This is a genomic window from Amycolatopsis sp. cmx-11-51 (assembly GCF_047608665.1).
GTDB lineage: Bacteria > Actinomycetota > Actinomycetes > Mycobacteriales > Pseudonocardiaceae > Amycolatopsis.
In genome coordinates this window covers 930,747-946,351 of record NZ_JADNQO010000001.1, presented here as the reverse complement: position 1 = coordinate 946,351, position 15,605 = coordinate 930,747, and the positions used below count along the sequence as shown (strand labels likewise).

Here is a 15,605-nt window from a genome sequence, read left to right as displayed (position 1 = left end):
GGTGGTGATCGCGCTCGTCGTCGCCTGGTTCGTGGTCGCCGTCTTCGTCCTCGTGGCCTGGCCCAAGATCGGCGCCGACAAGAATTGGCGTGCCGCCGCGCTGACGCTGACCCTCGGTTTTTCCTTGGTGCACCAGCTGGTGTTCTCGACCATCGCGGAAGACGCGTACATCACTTTCCGTTACGCGCAGAACATCGCCGACGGCAATGGACCGGTGTTCAACACCGGTGAGCGGATCGAGGGTTACGCGAATTTCCTCTGGCTGATCGCGATCGCGTTGCCGAAGGCCGCTTTCGGGGTCGACATCGAGACGTCGGCGATCGTGCTCGGGATTTTCGCCACCCTCGGCGCCGTCCTGCTCGCGAACGTGACGGTGAACCGGGTGGTCGCGCGGGTGGCGGGCGAGCCGCGACCGGCCTTCGGGGTGGCCGCCGCGGTACTCGTCGCGGGCGCCGGAGGGCTCGCCGCGTCCGGTGGATCCGGCACCGAGACGCCGCTGTTCGTACTGCTCGTGTTCGGCGTCTTCGCCGCGCTCGCGGCCCGGCGTCCGGTCGTCGCGGGCGTGCTCGTCGCTTTCGCGATGATGACGCGCCCGTCGGGGACGCTGCTCGCGGTGCTCGTCGGGGGCTGGCTGGTCGTCGCCGCGCTGCGCGGCCGCTACACCTGGTGGTCGCCGGCGGGCTGGCTGCTCGGCGGGCTCGTCTTCGCCGCGCCGTGGACGGCGTGGCGGGTCACCTACTACAACCACGTCCTGCCGACGTCTGTCCTCATCCCCTTCGACATCGATGTTTCCGCGCGGATCGACCGCGGCTGGCGGTATCTGTCGGGCTTCTCGGTGGTGCACCAGGGCTTCCTGCTGCTCGGCCTGGTCGCGGCGGTGGCACTGCTCCTTCGTCGCAACGGCCGTACGCCGCACGAGGCCGAGGCCAGATCGTTGACCTGGCTGATGCTCGTCACCGCCGTCGCGCTCACCGGTTTCGTGGTCTTCTTCGGCGGCGACGCGGGCCCGGCGTGGCGTCTGCTGGCGCCGATCCCGCCACTGCTCGCGGTGGCGGCGGTCGCGGTCTACGGCGTGCTCACCGCGGTCACGAAACCGAGTCCGCGACCGCGGCCGTCGATCCAGCGGCTGATGCCCGCCGCCGCGGTGACGTTGTCCGGGCTCGCGGTGCTGGTGTCGGTGTTCAGCCCGGACATGCTGGCCCGCGTCCGCGCCTGGCACGACCACGGCGCGCAGATGGAGGAGATCGGCCGCTGGCTCGACGCCTACCTGCCGCCCGGTTCGGTCGTGAGCACGTCCGCGCCCGGGGTGCTCTCGTACCACGCCGGGACGCGGTTGCAGATCGTCGGCGTCCGCGGTCAGACCGAAGAAGCGGGCGAGGCCGTCGTCTCCCGGCGACGCCCGACGATCGCCGTCATCACCGACAGCGGCTACTCGGCGAAGCAGTCCTGCGTGATCGATCCGGCGTACGCGGCGAGGTACCGCGTCGCGACCTTCGCGCGTGAAGGAACCTCGTCGTGGCTCACCGTGTTTCTCCGGGCCGACGTCGTGCGATCGGTCACGTCGGCCCTCGACTTCTCGCCCGACTTCCGCCACGTACCGTGCCCTTCGTGAGTGTCGACGACCGTGTCTCCCTGAGCCGACCAGCAGCGCTTGAAGCACCTTCGCGCCTGTTCGGCCTCAGCGTGTTCGCCGCCGCGCTCACCGTGTTGCTCGTCCGCTTCCTCGTGCCGCGGCCGATCGCGATGTCCGACAACGGCGACGGTTTCCGCGTGCTGTGCGGCGCGGGCATCCCGTGGAAGGGCAAGCCGGAGCAGTTCGTGCACCTCGCCTACACCGCTCCGGCAGGCGAATGTGACGCCACCTATCTCCTGACCCAGAGCTGGTTCGCCCGGATCGCGCGGTCGATCGGTGGGTTGCTCGGCCTCGAAGCGACGCTCAGCCTGGTCGTGCTCGGCGTGCTGATGAGCGTGCTCGCCGCCGCGGCGGTGGCGCTGATCGTCGTCGGACTGCCGTACTCGCGCCGCGTCCGGTGCTTCGCGGCCGTAGGGCTGTTGCTGGTCGTCGCCGACTCCGCGTTCTTCGGTTACTTCGCTTCCGTGCTTGGCGAAGGTGCGGCGTTCCTCGGCCTTCTGCTCGCCGTCGGCGGCTTGCTGGTGGCCGCGCGGCTCGGGCGGTGGCGCTACGTGGGCCTGGCGGTGCTGCTCTTCGGCGGCTTGATCGCGGTCAACGCCAAGGTCCAGACGCTGATGATCCTGCCGCTGCTCGCACTCGCCGCGGTGCTCGTCCGCCCGGCGGGCGTCCGCGGCCTGAAGCGGTGGCTTCCCGTGGTGTTCGTCATCGGCGCGCTCGCCGGAGGCACGGCCTGCGCGCAGCAGACCGTCGAACCGGCGAAGCTGCCCGACGGCTCGCTCGCCGCGCGTCCTGGCGACGATTCACGTGAGATCAACATGTTCAACACGATTTTCCTGACCATTGTGGACGGTCGGCACGATACCGGGGCCGACCTCGCCGCGCTGGGACTGCCCACTTCGTTCAGCCAGTACGCGGGCAACGGCTGGTGGCATCCGCGGCCGGCCACGCTGGATCCCGAGTACCCGAAGTACCGCGAGCAGATCAGCAGGCGCAACGTCGTCGAGTACTTCGCGACGCATCCCTTTCGCACCATCGGAATCCTGGACCGCGCGGCGGGCGATCTGCTCACCGCGCGGCCGCCGTACCTCGGCAGCTTCGACCAGTCGGCAGGCTTCGCCCCCGAGGCACAGGAATACCGCGTCCCGATCGCATCGACGGTGACCAAAATGTTGGCACCACTGGGCTTTTTCGCTTTGGTGCCGATCTGGTCCCTGCTCGCCTGGCGTGGCTGGAAGACCCGGCGTGACGCGGTGGGCGTCGTGCTCGGATTCCTGCTCGTTGTCGCCGCCGGTCAGTTCGCGCTGGCGGCGCTGGGCGACGGCCTGGAGAACGTCAAACACCAGGTGATCGCGTTGTACTGCACGCTGCTCGGCGTCGTCCTGGCGCTGGTGACTTTCCGTCGCGAACGCGTGTGACCTACGCGACCGTAGGTTGGTGACCCTACGGTCGCGTAACCTGGGCCCATGGCCGATCTCGTTTATCCGCCCGTCATCATGGCGGCGAAGCTGATGTTCCGGGTGCTGGACAACCGCATCCGAATCGAGGGAACCGAGCACATCCCGGCGACCGGCGGTGCGGTCATCGTCTGCAACCACGTGAGCTACCTCGACTTCATCTTCTGCGGGCTCGGCGCGCAGCCGGCGAAACGCCTGGTCAGGTTCATGGCGAAGAAGGAAATCTTCGGCAACCGCGTCGCCGGGCCGCTCATGCGCGGCATGCACCACATCTCCGTCGACCGCGGCGCGGGGCTCGCGTCGTACCGGGAAGCCGTCGAGCGGCTGAAGGCGGGAGAGGTCGTCGGAGTGTTCCCCGAAGCCACGATCAGCCGGTCGTTCACCGTGAAGGACATCAAGTCCGGCGCCGTCCGGATGGCCGCCGAAGCCGGTGTCCCGGTCGTGCCGATGGCGCTGTGGGGCACGCAGCGGTTGTGGACCAAGGGCCATCCGAAGGATCTGACCAAACGCCACGTCCCGATCTCGATCCTCGTCGGCGAGCCGATGCACCCGAAGGTCGAGGAAGACGCCGAAGTCCTTTCGAAGGACCTTCGCGTGCGGATGTCCGCGCTCGTGGAGCGTGTCCAGGCCGACTACCCGGACAAGCCCTCCTCGGACGACGAGCGCTGGTGGCTGCCCGCGCACCTCGGAGGCACCGCGCCGACGCCGGAAGAGGCCGCCACACTGGACCGCGAGCGCCGCTAGAACCAGCGTTCGAGTACCTGGGCGACGCCGTCCTCGGAGTTCGGCGCGGTCACCTCGTCGGCGACGTCCAGGACGTAGCGGTGCCCGTTGGCCATCGCCACCCCGTGCCCGGCCCAGCCGAGCATCTCGACGTCGTTGGGCATGTCGCCGAACGCGATCACCCGCTCGGCCGGGACGCCCAGCCGCTCGGCGACCTCGGCCAGCCCGGTCGCCTTCGTGATGCCGCGCGCGGCGACCTCGATCAGGCCGGTGTTCGTCGAGTAGGTGATGTCGACAGCGCCGTCGAGCACTTCGTGCGCCGCCCGGGCCATCTCGTCGGAGCTCATCCCGCGCCTGCTGATCAGCAGCTTGATCGCCGGATGCCCGAGCACCTCGGCCCTCGGCGCCTCCGCGCCCTCGTGATTGCCCCAGGGATTGTGGTAGTCCGGCTCGATCACGAAATTCCGTGTGTCCGGGTCCAGCGCGGACTCGCCGACCCGCTCCGCGGCGTACCGGCAGCCGGGAAGAGCGTGATCAAGAGCACTCACGGCGTCGTGCAGCAACTGGGGTTCCAGCAGGCCGTGGACCGCCACGATCCGATCCGTCCCGATCTCGTACAGCACCGCGCCGTTCGCGCAGACCGCGTACCCGGTCAGGTCCAGCGGGTTCGCGATCGGGGCGATCCAGCGCGGCGGACGGCCGCTGACCAGCACGAAGGGGATCCCGTCCTCGGCGACCCGCCGGACGACGTCGATCGTGCGTTCGGTCAGGACCTCCATCGGGCCGAGCAAGGTGCCGTCGACGTCGGAGGCGATCAGAAGGGGTTTTTCCACCGGCACATTGTCCCCGAACATCCGCCCGTCGGGCGAAGTGCCGCCGGGCACCGCTACTCCATCCATGCCCCCGCCACCGCCCTCAAAGGAGAAGCTTCGCTTCGCGGTACGTTCCCAGGTGTGCGCGTAGGCATCGTGATTCTTCCGGAAGATCGTTGGTGGGCGGCCGAGCCGAAATGGCGGGCCGCCGAGGAATACGGCTTCGACCACGCTTGGACGTACGACCACCTCGGCTGGCGGAACCTCGTCGACGGCCCGTGGTTCAGTGCGATGCCGACGTTGACGGCGGCCGCGATGGTGACGTCACGGATCAGACTGGGCACCTACGTGGCGTCGCCGGTCGCGCGGCACCCCGTGCCGTTCATGCGTGAGCTGACCACTCTCGACGACATCTCCGACGGCCGCTTCATCATGGGAGTGGGCGTCGGCGTCCCGCAGAGCAACTACGACGCCGCCGTCCTCGACGGCCCCGAACTGTCGGTCAAGGAGCGCACGGACCGCTTCACCGAGTTCGTCGAAGCGCTCGACGGGCTGCTGATGACCGACGGTTTCGACTACGAGGGTGAGTACTACCGGGCCAAGGGCGCCCGGAACCTGCCCGGCTGCGTGCAGCGGCCGCGACTGCCGTTCCTGGTCGCCGCGAACGGCCCGCGCACGATGACCCTCGCCGCGAGGTTCGGCGCGGGTTGGGTCACCACCGGGTCCAAGGCCGACACCCAGGACGAGTGGTGGAAAGGCATCGCGGAGCTCGTGAAGACCTTCGACGAGCGGCTCGAGGTCGTCGGCCGGGACAAGACGAGCGTGCAGCGGTTCCTGAGCCTCGACTCGGCGCCGGTCTTCTCGCTCTCCAGCGTCGACGCGTTCACCGACGCGGCCGGACGGGCCGGGGAACTCGGGTTCACCGACATCGTCACGCACTGGCCGCGGTCCGGCGACTACTACATCGGCCGCGAGTCGACGCTCGAAGCGGTCGCGAGTGACGTACTCCCAGTACTCCAAGGAAAGAACTCTTAGGCCGAACGGGTGACGTTGGCGGGCCGGGTAAACCGGTTCCGCCTACAGCTCGTCTGAGGGATGAATACAGCGAGTGGGTGCGGCCGCGGTGTGGCTGCCCCTCATGGGTCACCCCGGGGGTGAATGGGGGACTGAGGCTCGCGTGGTCACGGCAGGGGCAGTCCGCGACCACGCGAGCCTTTTCCACTCACGACGCCCACCTGGACCGAACGGCCAGTTTCGCGGGACTGATGGGATGACACGTGTCGTCCGTCCGGACACGCGAAACCACCATCCGCGCACCGGCAGGTACAGACCTGAGACACGGTCGGCCTTAACCGTCCTTGCCACTCACGAGGGCGTCAGCGCGTCAGCGTGTAGATCGAAGCGCCCGCGTTGCCGAAGTCCTTGCGCAGGAAGTTCAGCCCGTCCAGATCCCGTAGCCCCGGCGCCGGCGGCGCGCCGATCTTGATCGGCGTGCTCCCGATCAGTACGTGCTTGATGTTCAGCCGCTTCACCGCGGCCTGCACCTCGGGGTCGGTGTCGTAGTCCCGGAAGTGCAGCGCCAGGTATTTCGCGTCCGGCGGTGGCACGCCGGGGTCGTAGTGCCCGGCGACCGGGTGGATGCCGGTGATCGCGTACAGCCAGGCCGTCCCGTCGGAGCGCTCGTTGAGCACCTTCTCGTCCGGCCCGATGTCCATCTTGGTGAGCTGGTCCATCGCGGCGAGTTCGTCGGCGCTGACCGGCGGGGTGACCTCGCCCTCGGGGCCGTTGTAGTACAGGAACGACACCGCGCGCGCGTTCGACTCGGTGTAGAAGCCCTTGGTCAGCACGGCCGACGCGGCCACGACGAACGCGGCGGTCGCCAGCCCGAGCCGGGCGGGCAAGGCGGGCTTGCGCTGCACCCAGGACCGGCCGCTCGCCCATTTCGCGAACCAGCGCTGAAGCTCCGCCATCCCGTGCCCGGCCAGCAGGCAGAGCGGGAGCGCGGCGAGCGCCATCAGCCGGTAGCGGTCGTTCCACCACGGCCGCGACAGTGAGATCACCCACGGTTCGGCGCCGAACGAGGCGACCAGCACGAACAGCACCGAGAAGCCCAGTGCGGCGAGCCCGATCCAGCGCATCCGGCCGAGGCGGAACAGGCTCAGGACGCCGATGACCAGCAGCACCGTCAGCCACACCTGCGGCGCGTTCAGCACCTGCCGGAAGGTCACCAGCAGCCCGAGCGACTTCACCACCGGCAGTTCCGAGCCCCAGGCGTGGTACGGATACGAACCCGAGGTGAATTTCAGCGCACCGAGAATGTGCGGTGCCGCGAGCAGTCCGCTCGCCACCATCACCGGCACCATCTTGACGACGTCACCGCCGATGATCCGGAGTCCGTCGCGGCCTTCGGGCACGCCGTCGAGCGGCTTGTGCCGCAGCGCGCGGTACCAGCGCTGCACCACCAGCGGGAAGGCGAACAGCAGCGCCCCGAACAGCGCCGACGAGTGCGCCGCCAGCAGCCCGACGGCGGTCAGCGCGAGCACGTAGCCGGTGTCGAGGCCGGGCCGGGCGAGGAACCGGGCCAGTGCGACCACGGCCAGCGGCGTCAGCACGATCCCCAGCGCGAACGGCAGCAGCCCGCTGGACACCGACTCGTAGGCTCCGGTGGTCGCCGCGGCGGCCACCAGAGCCGTGCAGCCCGCGAACACCGCCCGCCCGCCGAGCTGGCGGATCAGGGCGACCATCGACAGCGCGAAGATCCCGGCGACCGGCATCGTGATGGCGTTCAGCGTGACCGGGACGGTCGTACCCGAGATCGAGTACACGAGCGAGCCGACCAGGTGATACGCGTTCGGGTAGAACGAGCCGTCCGGGTACCAGTTGACGGTGCCCATGCCGGTCAGCGAGCCATCGCCGGTCTCGGCGATGTAGCGGATGCCGTTCGCGTGGAACACGGTGTCCCAGCGCTGGAACACCGCCGTCGTTCCGCCGCGGGCCGAGAGCACCACGAGAATCGAGATCCCGACAGCGAGCGCGACACAGGCCGCGACGGCGTAGTGCGCGCGCGGGTGCCACTTCGTCGGCGGCTCCTCGGCGCCCGGTTTGATCCAGCCGCGACTCCGGCCCAGCTTTCTGAGCCCGAAGCCGATCCCGGCGAGCACGGCAGTGACGCCCGCCACTGTCAGGGGGTTGTACGACACACCGGCGAGTGCCAGCCACGGACCGGCCAGCCCGGTTACCGTGTAGGACAACAGCGGGGCCAGCCCGGCCAGGGCCCAGCCGCGCAGGCCGGCGGCCCGGCCGACAAGCCCGCCGGGGATCGCCAGAACGGCCAGGTACGTGATGGTCGCACCGAAGTACGACCAGAAGGTGTCCGGAGTAGGCACTGCTTCCTAAAATCTGTCTGTCGAAGGTGAAAACCGGTGCTCGCTGCAGGGCACGGAGCCGACTTGCGTACCCTCGACGCCCGTGAGCGCGCACACGAACCCCGACAAGATTACTGAAGCCGATTTCACCGGCTACGACCTCATCGTGGTCGGGTCCGGTTTCTTCGGGCTGACCGTGGCCGAACGGGCCGCGGCCGAGCTCGGCAAGAAGGTCCTCGTGCTGGAGCGGCGCCACCACCTCGGTGGGAACGCCTACTCCGAGGCCGAGCCGGAGACCGGGATCGAGGTGCACCGCTACGGTGCGCACCTGTTCCACACGTCGAACAAGCGGGTGTGGGAGTACGTCAACCGCTTCACCGAGTTCACGAGCTACCAGCACCGGGTCTTCGGCAAGTATCAGGGGCAGGTCTACCCGCTGCCGATGAACCTCGGGCTCATCAACCAGTTCTTCGGCAAGTCGCACACGCCGGACGAGGCCCGTGAGCTGATCGCCAAGCAGTCGTCGGAGTTCGAGACCGCGAACGCGCAGAACCTCGAAGAGAAGGCGATCTCGCTGATCGGCCGCCCGCTGTACGAGGCGTTCATCCGGGCCTACACGGCCAAGCAGTGGGAGAACGACCCGAAGAACCTCGGCGCCGACATCATCACCCGGCTCCCGGTCCGCTACACCTTCGACAACCGGTACTTCAACGACACCTACGAGGGTCTGCCGGTCAACGGCTACACCGCGTGGCTCGAGAAGATGGCCGAGCACGAGAACATCGAGGTGCGGCTGAACGTCGACTACTTCGACGTCCGTGAGCACATCCCCGCCGGCACGCCGACCGTCTACACGGGTCCGCTGGACCGCTACTTCGACTACTCCGCCGGCCGGTTCACCTGGCGCACGGTGGACTTCGAGTCCGAGGTCGTCGAGACCGGTGACTTCCAGGGCACCTCGGTGGTCAACTACAACGACGAAGAAGTGCCCTACACCCGGATCATCGAGTTCCGGCACTTCCACCCGGAGCGCAAGCACTACCCGAACGACAAGACCGTCGTGTTCCGCGAGTACTCCCGGTTCGCCGGTGAGGCCGACGAGCCGTACTACCCGATCAACACCCCGGACAACCGCGAGAAGCTCGAGGCCTACCGCGAGCTGGCGAAGGCCGAGGCCAAGGACAAGAACGTGCTGTTCGGCGGCCGTCTCGGTACCTACAAGTACCTCGACATGCACATGGCCATCGGCTCGGCACTGTCCGCGTTCGACAACAAGATCGCGCCGCACCTGACCGATGGCGCGCCTCTCGACGGGTCCCTCGATGCTTGAGAAGGGCGCTCCCACCGGCGAGGTGGCGGTTCTGGCGAAGGCGCAGGGCGTCCTGAAGAGTGGCGTCACCGTCAAGGCGGCGCGGGGTCTTTCGCACTTCGGCGAGCACAGCGCGGGATGGTTCGCGCTGGGCCTCGTCGGGGCCGCGGTGGACAAGAAGCGCCGCAAGGACTGGCTGGTCGCGGCGGTCGGCGTCGTCGGCGCGCACGCCGCCTCCATCGCGGTGAAACGCGTGGTCAGGCGGCCGCGACCGGACCACCCGAGCGTCGAGGTCCTGGTCTCCACGCCGAGCAAACTGAGCTTCCCGTCCTCGCACGCGACCTCCACTACGGCGGCGGCGGTGCTCTACTCCGGATTGACCGGGCGTAACCTGGTCCCGGCCCTGGTACCGCCGATGCTGGCCTCCCGGCTCGTCCTCGGCGTCCATTACCCGACCGACGTACTGGCCGGAGCTGCCCTTGGGGGCGTAGTCGGCGGCTTGATACGTAGGAAGCTGAAGCGACGATGAGTGAAACGACCGAGAAGGCCGATTCGAAGCCTGACGACGTAGAACCCGTGGCCGCGACCGAGGCCGCCGAACCGAAGAAGGTCGCCGGCGGTCTCGTCGGCGGCATCATCAAGACGGCACGCCCGCGCCAGTGGGTGAAGAACGTGCTGGTGTTCGCCGCACCGTTCTTCGCCTTTTCGAAGTCGACGGACCGGACCGGCCTGCTGATCGCCGCGGTGATCGCCTTCGCGGCGTTCTCGCTGGTGGCCTCCTCGGTCTATCTCATCAACGACGCGATCGACGTCGAGGCGGACAAGGCCCACCCGACCAAGCGGAACCGGCCGATCGCGGCCGGGATCGTGCCGGTGCCGGTGGCCTTCGTCGCGGCAGGCGTGTTCTTCGCCGCCGGCCTCGGCATCTCGTTCCTCGCCAGCTGGCAGCTCGCGGTCGTGCTCGCGGTCTACGAGGCCGTCCAGCTCGGCTACTGCTTCGGCCTCAAGCACCAGCCGGTGGTCGACCTGGCCATCGTCGGCTCGGGCTTCCTGATGCGGTCGATCGCCGGTGGTGTGGCCGCGGGTATCGCGCTTTCGCAGTGGTTCCTGCTGGTCACCGCGTTCGGCTCGCTGTTCATGGTGGCGGGCAAGCGCTACGCCGAGATCATGCTCTTCGAGCGCACAGGGGCGAAGATCCGGTCTTCGCTCAAGAAGTACTCGGCGAGCTACCTGCGGTTCGTCTGGGCGACGTCCGCGGCGATCCTGATCATGTCGTACTGCCTGTGGGCGTTCGAGATCCGCCAGGCGGAGCGCGACTCGGTCTGGGCGATCGTCTCGATGGTCCCGTTCGTGGTGGCCGTGCTGCGCTACGCCGTCGACGTCGACGGCGGCAACGCGGGCGAGCCGGAGGAGATCGCACTCAAGGACCGCGTGCTCCAGGTGCTCGGCGCGAGCTGGGTCATCACGCTGTTCCTGTCGTTCTACCTCTGATTAGACAGCTCCGGCACAGCGCATCCACAGGTTGCGCACGCATCCTCGGTGAGGGAAGCGGGCACCGCGCCCGCTCCCATCGACCCAGGAGCGAAAGATGAGCGACCCGCAGCGGCCGTCCGACGACGACAAGACGGTCGAGCAGCCCGCCGAAACCCCAGCGCCCGTAGCTCAGCCGGTCGCGGGCCCGAAGAAGAGCGGTTTCCGCCGCTTCGCCGCCGCCCGGGTGACTCAACTGGTCGCGGTCGGCCTGCTCGGCTTCATCCTCGGTGGCGGTGTCCTCGGCACCGCCGTCGGTCTCGCCGTCGGCAGGCACGGTGACCGGCCGGGGATCTCCCGTGAACACCGTGGTCCGGACGGTCCCGGCGCGCACCGCGACTTCCGTGAGGGTCCTGGTGACCGCGGTCGGCGTAACGACGGAAACTGAGCATCACCTGTCCGTGGGACCGCCGCGGCGTGACCAGCCCACGGAGGTAGATAACGGAAACATCACGACACCGTGTACGGTGTTCGTGATGCGAAGCGCCTCCGCTGAATTGACCCAGGCCTCCGGTGCGCTGCCGGGAGCCGCCGTCCTTACCCGCCCCTGGGCGCTGCCCGCCGGGGCGGCGGTCGCTTCAGCCCTGGTGTTCGTGCTGGTCAGCGGGCATTTGATCGACGACACGTACATCACACTGTCGTATGCGAAGAACCTCGCCTTCCACGGCCATTGGGGCCTGATCGAGGACGGCACCGCCAACACCGCGACGTCACCGCTGAACGTCCTCGCACTGGCGCTCGTCACGTTCATCGTCCGTGACGCCGTCTTCGCCGCCGGGATCGTCTTCGTCGCGAGCCAGGTGGCCCTCGTGCTCGGCCTGCGCCGCATCGCCGCCGCGACCGCCCTTCCCGGCGGGTTCGCCCCGCTGGCGCTGGGCCTGCTGCTGGTGAACCCGCTGCCGATCTCCTCGGTCGGGCTCGAAGTCGCCCTCGGCTCGGCGGCCGTCGTCTGGCTGATGGTGTTCCTGCACGAACGCCGTCCAGCCGCCGCGGGCGCGATGATCGGCCTGATCGCGCTGATCCGGATCGACCTGCTGCTGATCGCGTTCGTCCTGTTCCTCGCGCGCCGCGAGTTCTGGGCGGGTATCTGGCGGATGACGTTCGCCGCGCTCGCGGTGATGCTGCCGTGGTTCGTGTTCAGCTGGCTGGTGCTGGGTTCGGCGGTGCCGGACACCCTGGTCATCAAGATCATGCAGCGGTCGTGGGGAGCGTTCAGCTTCACCAACGGGCCGCTGCTGTACTGGCGCAACTTCCCGGTGGCGGCGACGCTTTCCTTCCTGCCGCTCGTGATCGGCGGTCTCGTCGGTCTACTGTGGACATTTCACTACCGGCGTGGCTCGGAACAGGCGAAGCGGCTGGCGCCGTTCGCGACGCTCGCGATCGCCGGTGCGGCGCACTATCTGGCGTACTGCTGGCTGAATGTCCCGCCCTATCACTGGTATTACGCGCCGAGCATCACCGGCGCGACGATCTTCCTCGCCGCCGCTGCCTGCGCGGTACCCGGCCGCGCCCGGCTCGGCGCGGGAACCCTCGCCGGCGCGTTCCTGCTCGTGAGCGCCGTCGCCTACGCGACTCCCGAATTGCCGCGCCGGTTCGCGCCGATCACCAGCAACCACGCCGCGTCCGACGAATACCGCGAGATCGGCTCGCAACTGGGCGAACTGACCAAGGGGCGCAAGGTGGAAAGCGCCGGTGAGGTCGGCGCGCTCGCCTACGCCTGCGACTGCGACATCGTCGACCAGTTCTCCGATCGCGGCTCGGTCGATCCGGCGATCGTCGAGACGAAGAACCGCAGCGGTGATCTCGGCAAAGCCCTGCTGGCAGCAAACTTCCGGTTCTTCGACCACAGCGTCCCGCCCGCGACCCCGGACCTGGTGCTGGCCACCACCCGGAGGGCACCGCCACCGAACGCACTGGCCACCTGGACGATCAGCTCACCGTGGATGGGCACCCAAAAGCTGTACCTGCTGCCCGCGACCCGGTAGCCCCCCACCCGCCGCAATTAGTCCTCTAGTTGCGGTCCTTGCACGCGCAACTACCGCAACTAGAGGACTAAATGCGGGGGTTGTCGTTCCCTAGATCGGCAGTTTCCGGAAGATCGGCCGGGGGATGTGCCGCAGGGCGGACATGACCAGGCGGAACGGCGCGGGCGACCACACCAGTTCCTTACCGGCGCGCGAGGCGTTGACCGAGGTTTCGGCGACCTGCGCGGCGTCCACCGTCAGCGGGGCGTCCTTGAGACCTTCGGTCATCTTGGTCCGGACCTGGCCGGAGCGGACGACGGTGATCTGCACGCCGAACTCGGCCAGGGCCTCGCCGAGACCCAGGTAGAAGCCGTCGAAACCGGCCTTGGAGGAGCCGTAGACGAAGTTCGACCGGCGGACGCGCTCACCGGCGACCGACGACAGCGCGATGACCTTGCCGTGGCCCTGCGTCTTGAGCTTGTTCGACAGCGCGACACCCACCGAAACCGCGGCCGTGTAGTTCACGGTCGCCGCCTCGACGGCCTTCGCGTGGTCCTGCCACAGCTCCTCCTGGTCGCCGAGCAGGCCGAAAGCCACGACGGTGACGTCGATGTCGCCGCCATCGAAGGCCTTGTCCAGCACGGCCGGGTGCGAGTCCGTGTCCTTGGCGTCGAAGTCCACAGTGGACACTTCGGCGCCCTTGTCCTTCAAGCGCTGGGCCGCGGCGTCGAGCCGCGGGGACTGGCGCCCGGCCAGCACGACCCGGAGGGGGCGCTCGGCCAGGTACTTCTCCGCGATCGCGAGCGCGATGTCGGACGTGCCGCCGAGCAGCAGCAGGGACTGGGGGTTGCCCACAGCGTCGATCACAGTTCCAACCTTCGGGACATGTCAGAGGCGAAAACGCCTTCGGGGTCAACGGAAGCGCGGACCTTGCGCCATTCCTCGAGCCGCGGGTACATCTTCGCGAAGTTCTCCGCGGAGGTCCGCGAGTCCTTCGCCGTGTACAAGCGGCCACCGAGCGCGAGCACGTCCTCGTCGAGTTCCTGGCAGAAGCGGCTCAGGCCGTCCTTGATCGGGAAGTCGAGGCAGACCATCCAGCCGGGGTGCGGGAACGACAGCGGCGCCGCGTTGCCCTCGCCCATCTGCTTGAACACGTTGAGGAACGACACGTGCCCGGAGTCGGCGACCTTCTGGATGATGCGGCGCAGCGGCTCGTGCGCGTTCAGCGGCGTGCTGAACTGGTACTGCAGGAAACCCCTGGAGCCGTAGGCGCGGTTCCACTCGCCGAACAGGTCCAGCGGATGGTAGAACGCGGTCAGGCTCTGGATCTGGTCGCGCGCGTTCTTCGCGGTCTTTCGGTAGTACAGCTCGCCGATCGCCGAGAACGACAGCTTGTTGGCCAGCCCGTTCGGGAACACGTCAGGCAGCGTCGCGAGGGTGCCCGGATTGAACTTGAGCGGATCCACGCGCAGCTTGGGTGGCAGCTCGTCCAGCTTGGCGAGCGAGCCGCGCTGAAAGGCGGCGCGGCCCAGCTTCGAACCGGTGGAGATCGAGTCGAACCAGCCGGAGGAGTACGTGTAGTTGTCTTCGGAGCCGTCGGTGACCAGCGCCAGGGTCTCGTCGAGATTCGCCGTGCGCTGGATGTCGGCCTTGAAGTAAGCCGTCTCGGTCTTCGTCATCCGGATCTTGGCCCGGACGACGACGCCGGTCAGGCCGATGCCCGCGACTGTCGCCCAGAACAGCTCCGAGTCCGGGCCCTCCGGGGTCAGCGTGCGCACCTGGCCGTCGGCGGTGACGAGGTCCAGCGACACGACGTGGTTGCCGAAGCTGCCAGCCGAGTGGTGGTTCTTGCCGTGGATGTCGTTCGCGATCGCGCCGCCGATGGTCACCTGCCGGGTACCCGGCAGCACCGGGACCCAAAGGCCGTAGGGGAGGCCCTCTCGCATCAGCTTGTCGAGGCTGACGCCCGCGTCGAGGTCGACGATGCCCGAATCCGGGTCGATCGAGTGGATGCGGTCCAGCGCGGTCATGTCGATGACCAGGCCGCCGGCGTTCTGGGCCGGGTCGCCGTAGGACCGGCCGAGACCGCGCGCGATGACCCCGCGTTCCCCGGCCTGCGTCACCGCGCGGGCGATGGACTCCACGTCGGGGGTGCTCAGGACGTCCGCGATACTCGGCGACGTCCTCGCCCAGCCCATGAGCGTCTGCCGCTGTGTCTTGGGTGCTTGGGTCACGCCGACCAGGGTAACCACGCCGAACACTGCCCGGAACGTGACCCTGAAGTGCTCGCTTCTACACTTTGGGCACCAGCCCCAGCAGTTTATGAGGTAGAGCAGTGGTGGCGACCGACCCGCAAGCCGGTTCGACGGCAGCGCCGTCCCCTCCCGGGCTGCTCGGGCAGCTCATCCGCTTCGCGCTCGTCGGCGGCTTCTGCGCCTTGGTTGATTTCGGTGTTTACCAGGGGCTTCGTGCCCTCGGAATGGACGTGTCGCCGTGGGTGGACATCGCCCGCGCGCTCAGTTTCATCGTGGGCACCACGACCGCCTTCTTCCTGAACCGCAAGTTCACCTTCGCCGGTGGACGCCAGGAGGGCGCACGTCAGATCGGTAGCTTCGTACTCCTGTACGCCGTAACGTTCCTCGTCGCCGTGGGCGTCAACCGCACGATGTTGCACGTCCTGCCGGAGTCGGCCTGGAAGGCCACTTTCGGTTGGGTCGTTTCGCAGGCAACCGCGACCGTGATCAATTTCGTCATGCTCAAGTGGGTCGTCTTCCGTGAGCCCCGCGCCACCGCCATAAGCACAGAGGAGAACTGA

14 protein-coding genes are annotated in these 15,605 nt (G+C 68.2%); 10 read left to right on the top strand and 4 right to left on the bottom strand.

The window, feature by feature from the left end:
* Window position 1 precedes the first annotated feature (1 nt).
* From ACM6LU_RS04815 to ACM6LU_RS04805, 3 genes are read left to right on the top strand one after another with little or no spacing between them, the layout of a single operon-like run.
* Window positions 2-1,612 (top strand): hypothetical protein, encoded by a 1,611-nt coding sequence (locus ACM6LU_RS04815; RefSeq protein WP_414936322.1) that lies wholly within the window; start codon window positions 2-4, stop codon window positions 1,610-1,612.
* On the top strand, window positions 1,609-3,048 hold the full coding sequence (locus ACM6LU_RS04810; RefSeq protein WP_414936321.1) for a hypothetical protein: 1,440 nt from the start codon (window positions 1,609-1,611) through the stop codon (window positions 3,046-3,048). The genes ACM6LU_RS04815 and ACM6LU_RS04810 overlap by 4 nt, the downstream gene beginning before the upstream one ends.
* Window positions 3,049-3,096: 48 nt before the next feature.
* Entirely contained in the window at window positions 3,097-3,831 is a 735-nt protein-coding gene (locus ACM6LU_RS04805) for a lysophospholipid acyltransferase family protein (protein WP_414936320.1), read from the top strand.
* Here the strand turns inward: ACM6LU_RS04805 and ACM6LU_RS04800 are convergent.
* A complete protein-coding gene (locus ACM6LU_RS04800) occupies window positions 3,828-4,664 on the bottom strand; it encodes an HAD family hydrolase (RefSeq protein ID WP_414937088.1) in 837 nt (278 codons plus the stop codon). The genes ACM6LU_RS04805 and ACM6LU_RS04800 overlap by 4 nt on opposite strands.
* Before the next feature lie 99 nt (window positions 4,665-4,763).
* On the opposite strand from ACM6LU_RS04800, the gene ACM6LU_RS04795 reads away from it, so the two are divergent.
* Window positions 4,764-5,657, top strand: a complete 894-nt coding sequence (locus ACM6LU_RS04795; RefSeq protein ID WP_414936319.1) for an LLM class flavin-dependent oxidoreductase — start codon at window positions 4,764-4,766, stop codon at window positions 5,655-5,657.
* 341 nt (window positions 5,658-5,998) lie between these two features.
* On the opposite strand, the gene ACM6LU_RS04790 is transcribed toward ACM6LU_RS04795, so the two are convergent.
* On the bottom strand, window positions 5,999-8,008 hold the full coding sequence (locus ACM6LU_RS04790) for a DUF6541 family protein (protein WP_414936318.1): 2,010 nt from the start codon (window positions 8,006-8,008) through the stop codon (window positions 5,999-6,001).
* 82 nt (window positions 8,009-8,090) lie between these two features.
* Here ACM6LU_RS04790 and glf point away from each other — a divergent pair, with 82 nt between their 5' ends.
* The 5 genes from glf to ACM6LU_RS04765 all read left to right on the top strand — a co-directional run bounded on the left by glf (window position 8,091) and on the right by ACM6LU_RS04765 (window position 12,811).
* Window positions 8,091-9,317: a UDP-galactopyranose mutase gene (gene glf, locus ACM6LU_RS04785; RefSeq protein ID WP_414936317.1), complete on the top strand. Its 1,227-nt coding sequence runs from the start codon at window positions 8,091-8,093 to the stop codon at window positions 9,315-9,317.
* Complete coding sequence (locus ACM6LU_RS04780) at window positions 9,310-9,825, top strand: phosphatase PAP2 family protein (RefSeq protein ID WP_414936316.1); 516 nt, start codon at window positions 9,310-9,312, stop codon at window positions 9,823-9,825. The genes glf and ACM6LU_RS04780 overlap by 8 nt, the downstream gene beginning before the upstream one ends.
* Entirely contained in the window at window positions 9,822-10,787 is a 966-nt protein-coding gene (locus ACM6LU_RS04775; protein ID WP_414936315.1) for a decaprenyl-phosphate phosphoribosyltransferase, read from the top strand. The genes ACM6LU_RS04780 and ACM6LU_RS04775 overlap by 4 nt, the downstream gene beginning before the upstream one ends.
* 97 nt (window positions 10,788-10,884) lie before the next feature.
* Entirely contained in the window at window positions 10,885-11,214 is a 330-nt protein-coding gene (locus ACM6LU_RS04770) for a hypothetical protein (protein ID WP_414936314.1), read from the top strand.
* An 88-nt stretch (window positions 11,215-11,302) separates the two neighbouring features.
* A complete protein-coding gene (locus ACM6LU_RS04765; protein WP_414936313.1) occupies window positions 11,303-12,811 on the top strand; it encodes a hypothetical protein in 1,509 nt (502 codons plus the stop codon).
* Window positions 12,812-12,901: 90 nt separating this feature from the next.
* Here ACM6LU_RS04765 and ACM6LU_RS04760 read toward each other — a convergent pair whose 3' ends face one another.
* Entirely contained in the window at window positions 12,902-13,657 is a 756-nt protein-coding gene (locus tag ACM6LU_RS04760; protein WP_414936312.1) for a decaprenylphospho-beta-D-erythro-pentofuranosid-2-ulose 2-reductase, read from the bottom strand.
* Window positions 13,654-15,024, bottom strand: coding sequence for an FAD-binding protein (locus tag ACM6LU_RS04755; RefSeq protein ID WP_414936311.1), 1,371 nt, complete (start codon window positions 15,022-15,024; stop codon window positions 13,654-13,656). The genes ACM6LU_RS04760 and ACM6LU_RS04755 overlap by 4 nt, the downstream gene beginning before the upstream one ends.
* Window positions 15,025-15,125: 101 nt before the next feature.
* On the opposite strand from ACM6LU_RS04755, the gene ACM6LU_RS04750 reads away from it, so the two are divergent.
* The gene (locus ACM6LU_RS04750; protein ID WP_414936310.1) at window positions 15,126-15,605 is read left to right on the top strand and encodes a GtrA family protein; all 480 of its coding nucleotides are present in this window, start codon (window positions 15,126-15,128) and stop codon (window positions 15,603-15,605) included.

What these genes read in the sequence shown, in the direction of transcription:
- ACM6LU_RS04805 (WP_414936320.1), top strand. Translation starts at nt 3,097, where the DNA reads ATGGCCGATCTCGTTTATCCGCCCGTCATCATGGCGGCGAAGCTGATG.
- ACM6LU_RS04800 (WP_414937088.1), bottom strand. Translation starts at nt 4,664, where the DNA reads ATGTTCGGGGACAATGTGCCGGTGGAAAAACCCCTTCTGATCGCCTCC.
- ACM6LU_RS04780 (WP_414936316.1), top strand. Translation starts at nt 9,310, where the DNA reads ATGCTTGAGAAGGGCGCTCCCACCGGCGAGGTGGCGGTTCTGGCGAAG.
- ACM6LU_RS04775 (WP_414936315.1), top strand. Translation starts at nt 9,822, where the DNA reads ATGAGTGAAACGACCGAGAAGGCCGATTCGAAGCCTGACGACGTAGAA.
- ACM6LU_RS04770 (WP_414936314.1), top strand. Translation starts at nt 10,885, where the DNA reads ATGAGCGACCCGCAGCGGCCGTCCGACGACGACAAGACGGTCGAGCAG.
- ACM6LU_RS04765 (WP_414936313.1), top strand. Translation starts at nt 11,303, where the DNA reads ATGCGAAGCGCCTCCGCTGAATTGACCCAGGCCTCCGGTGCGCTGCCG.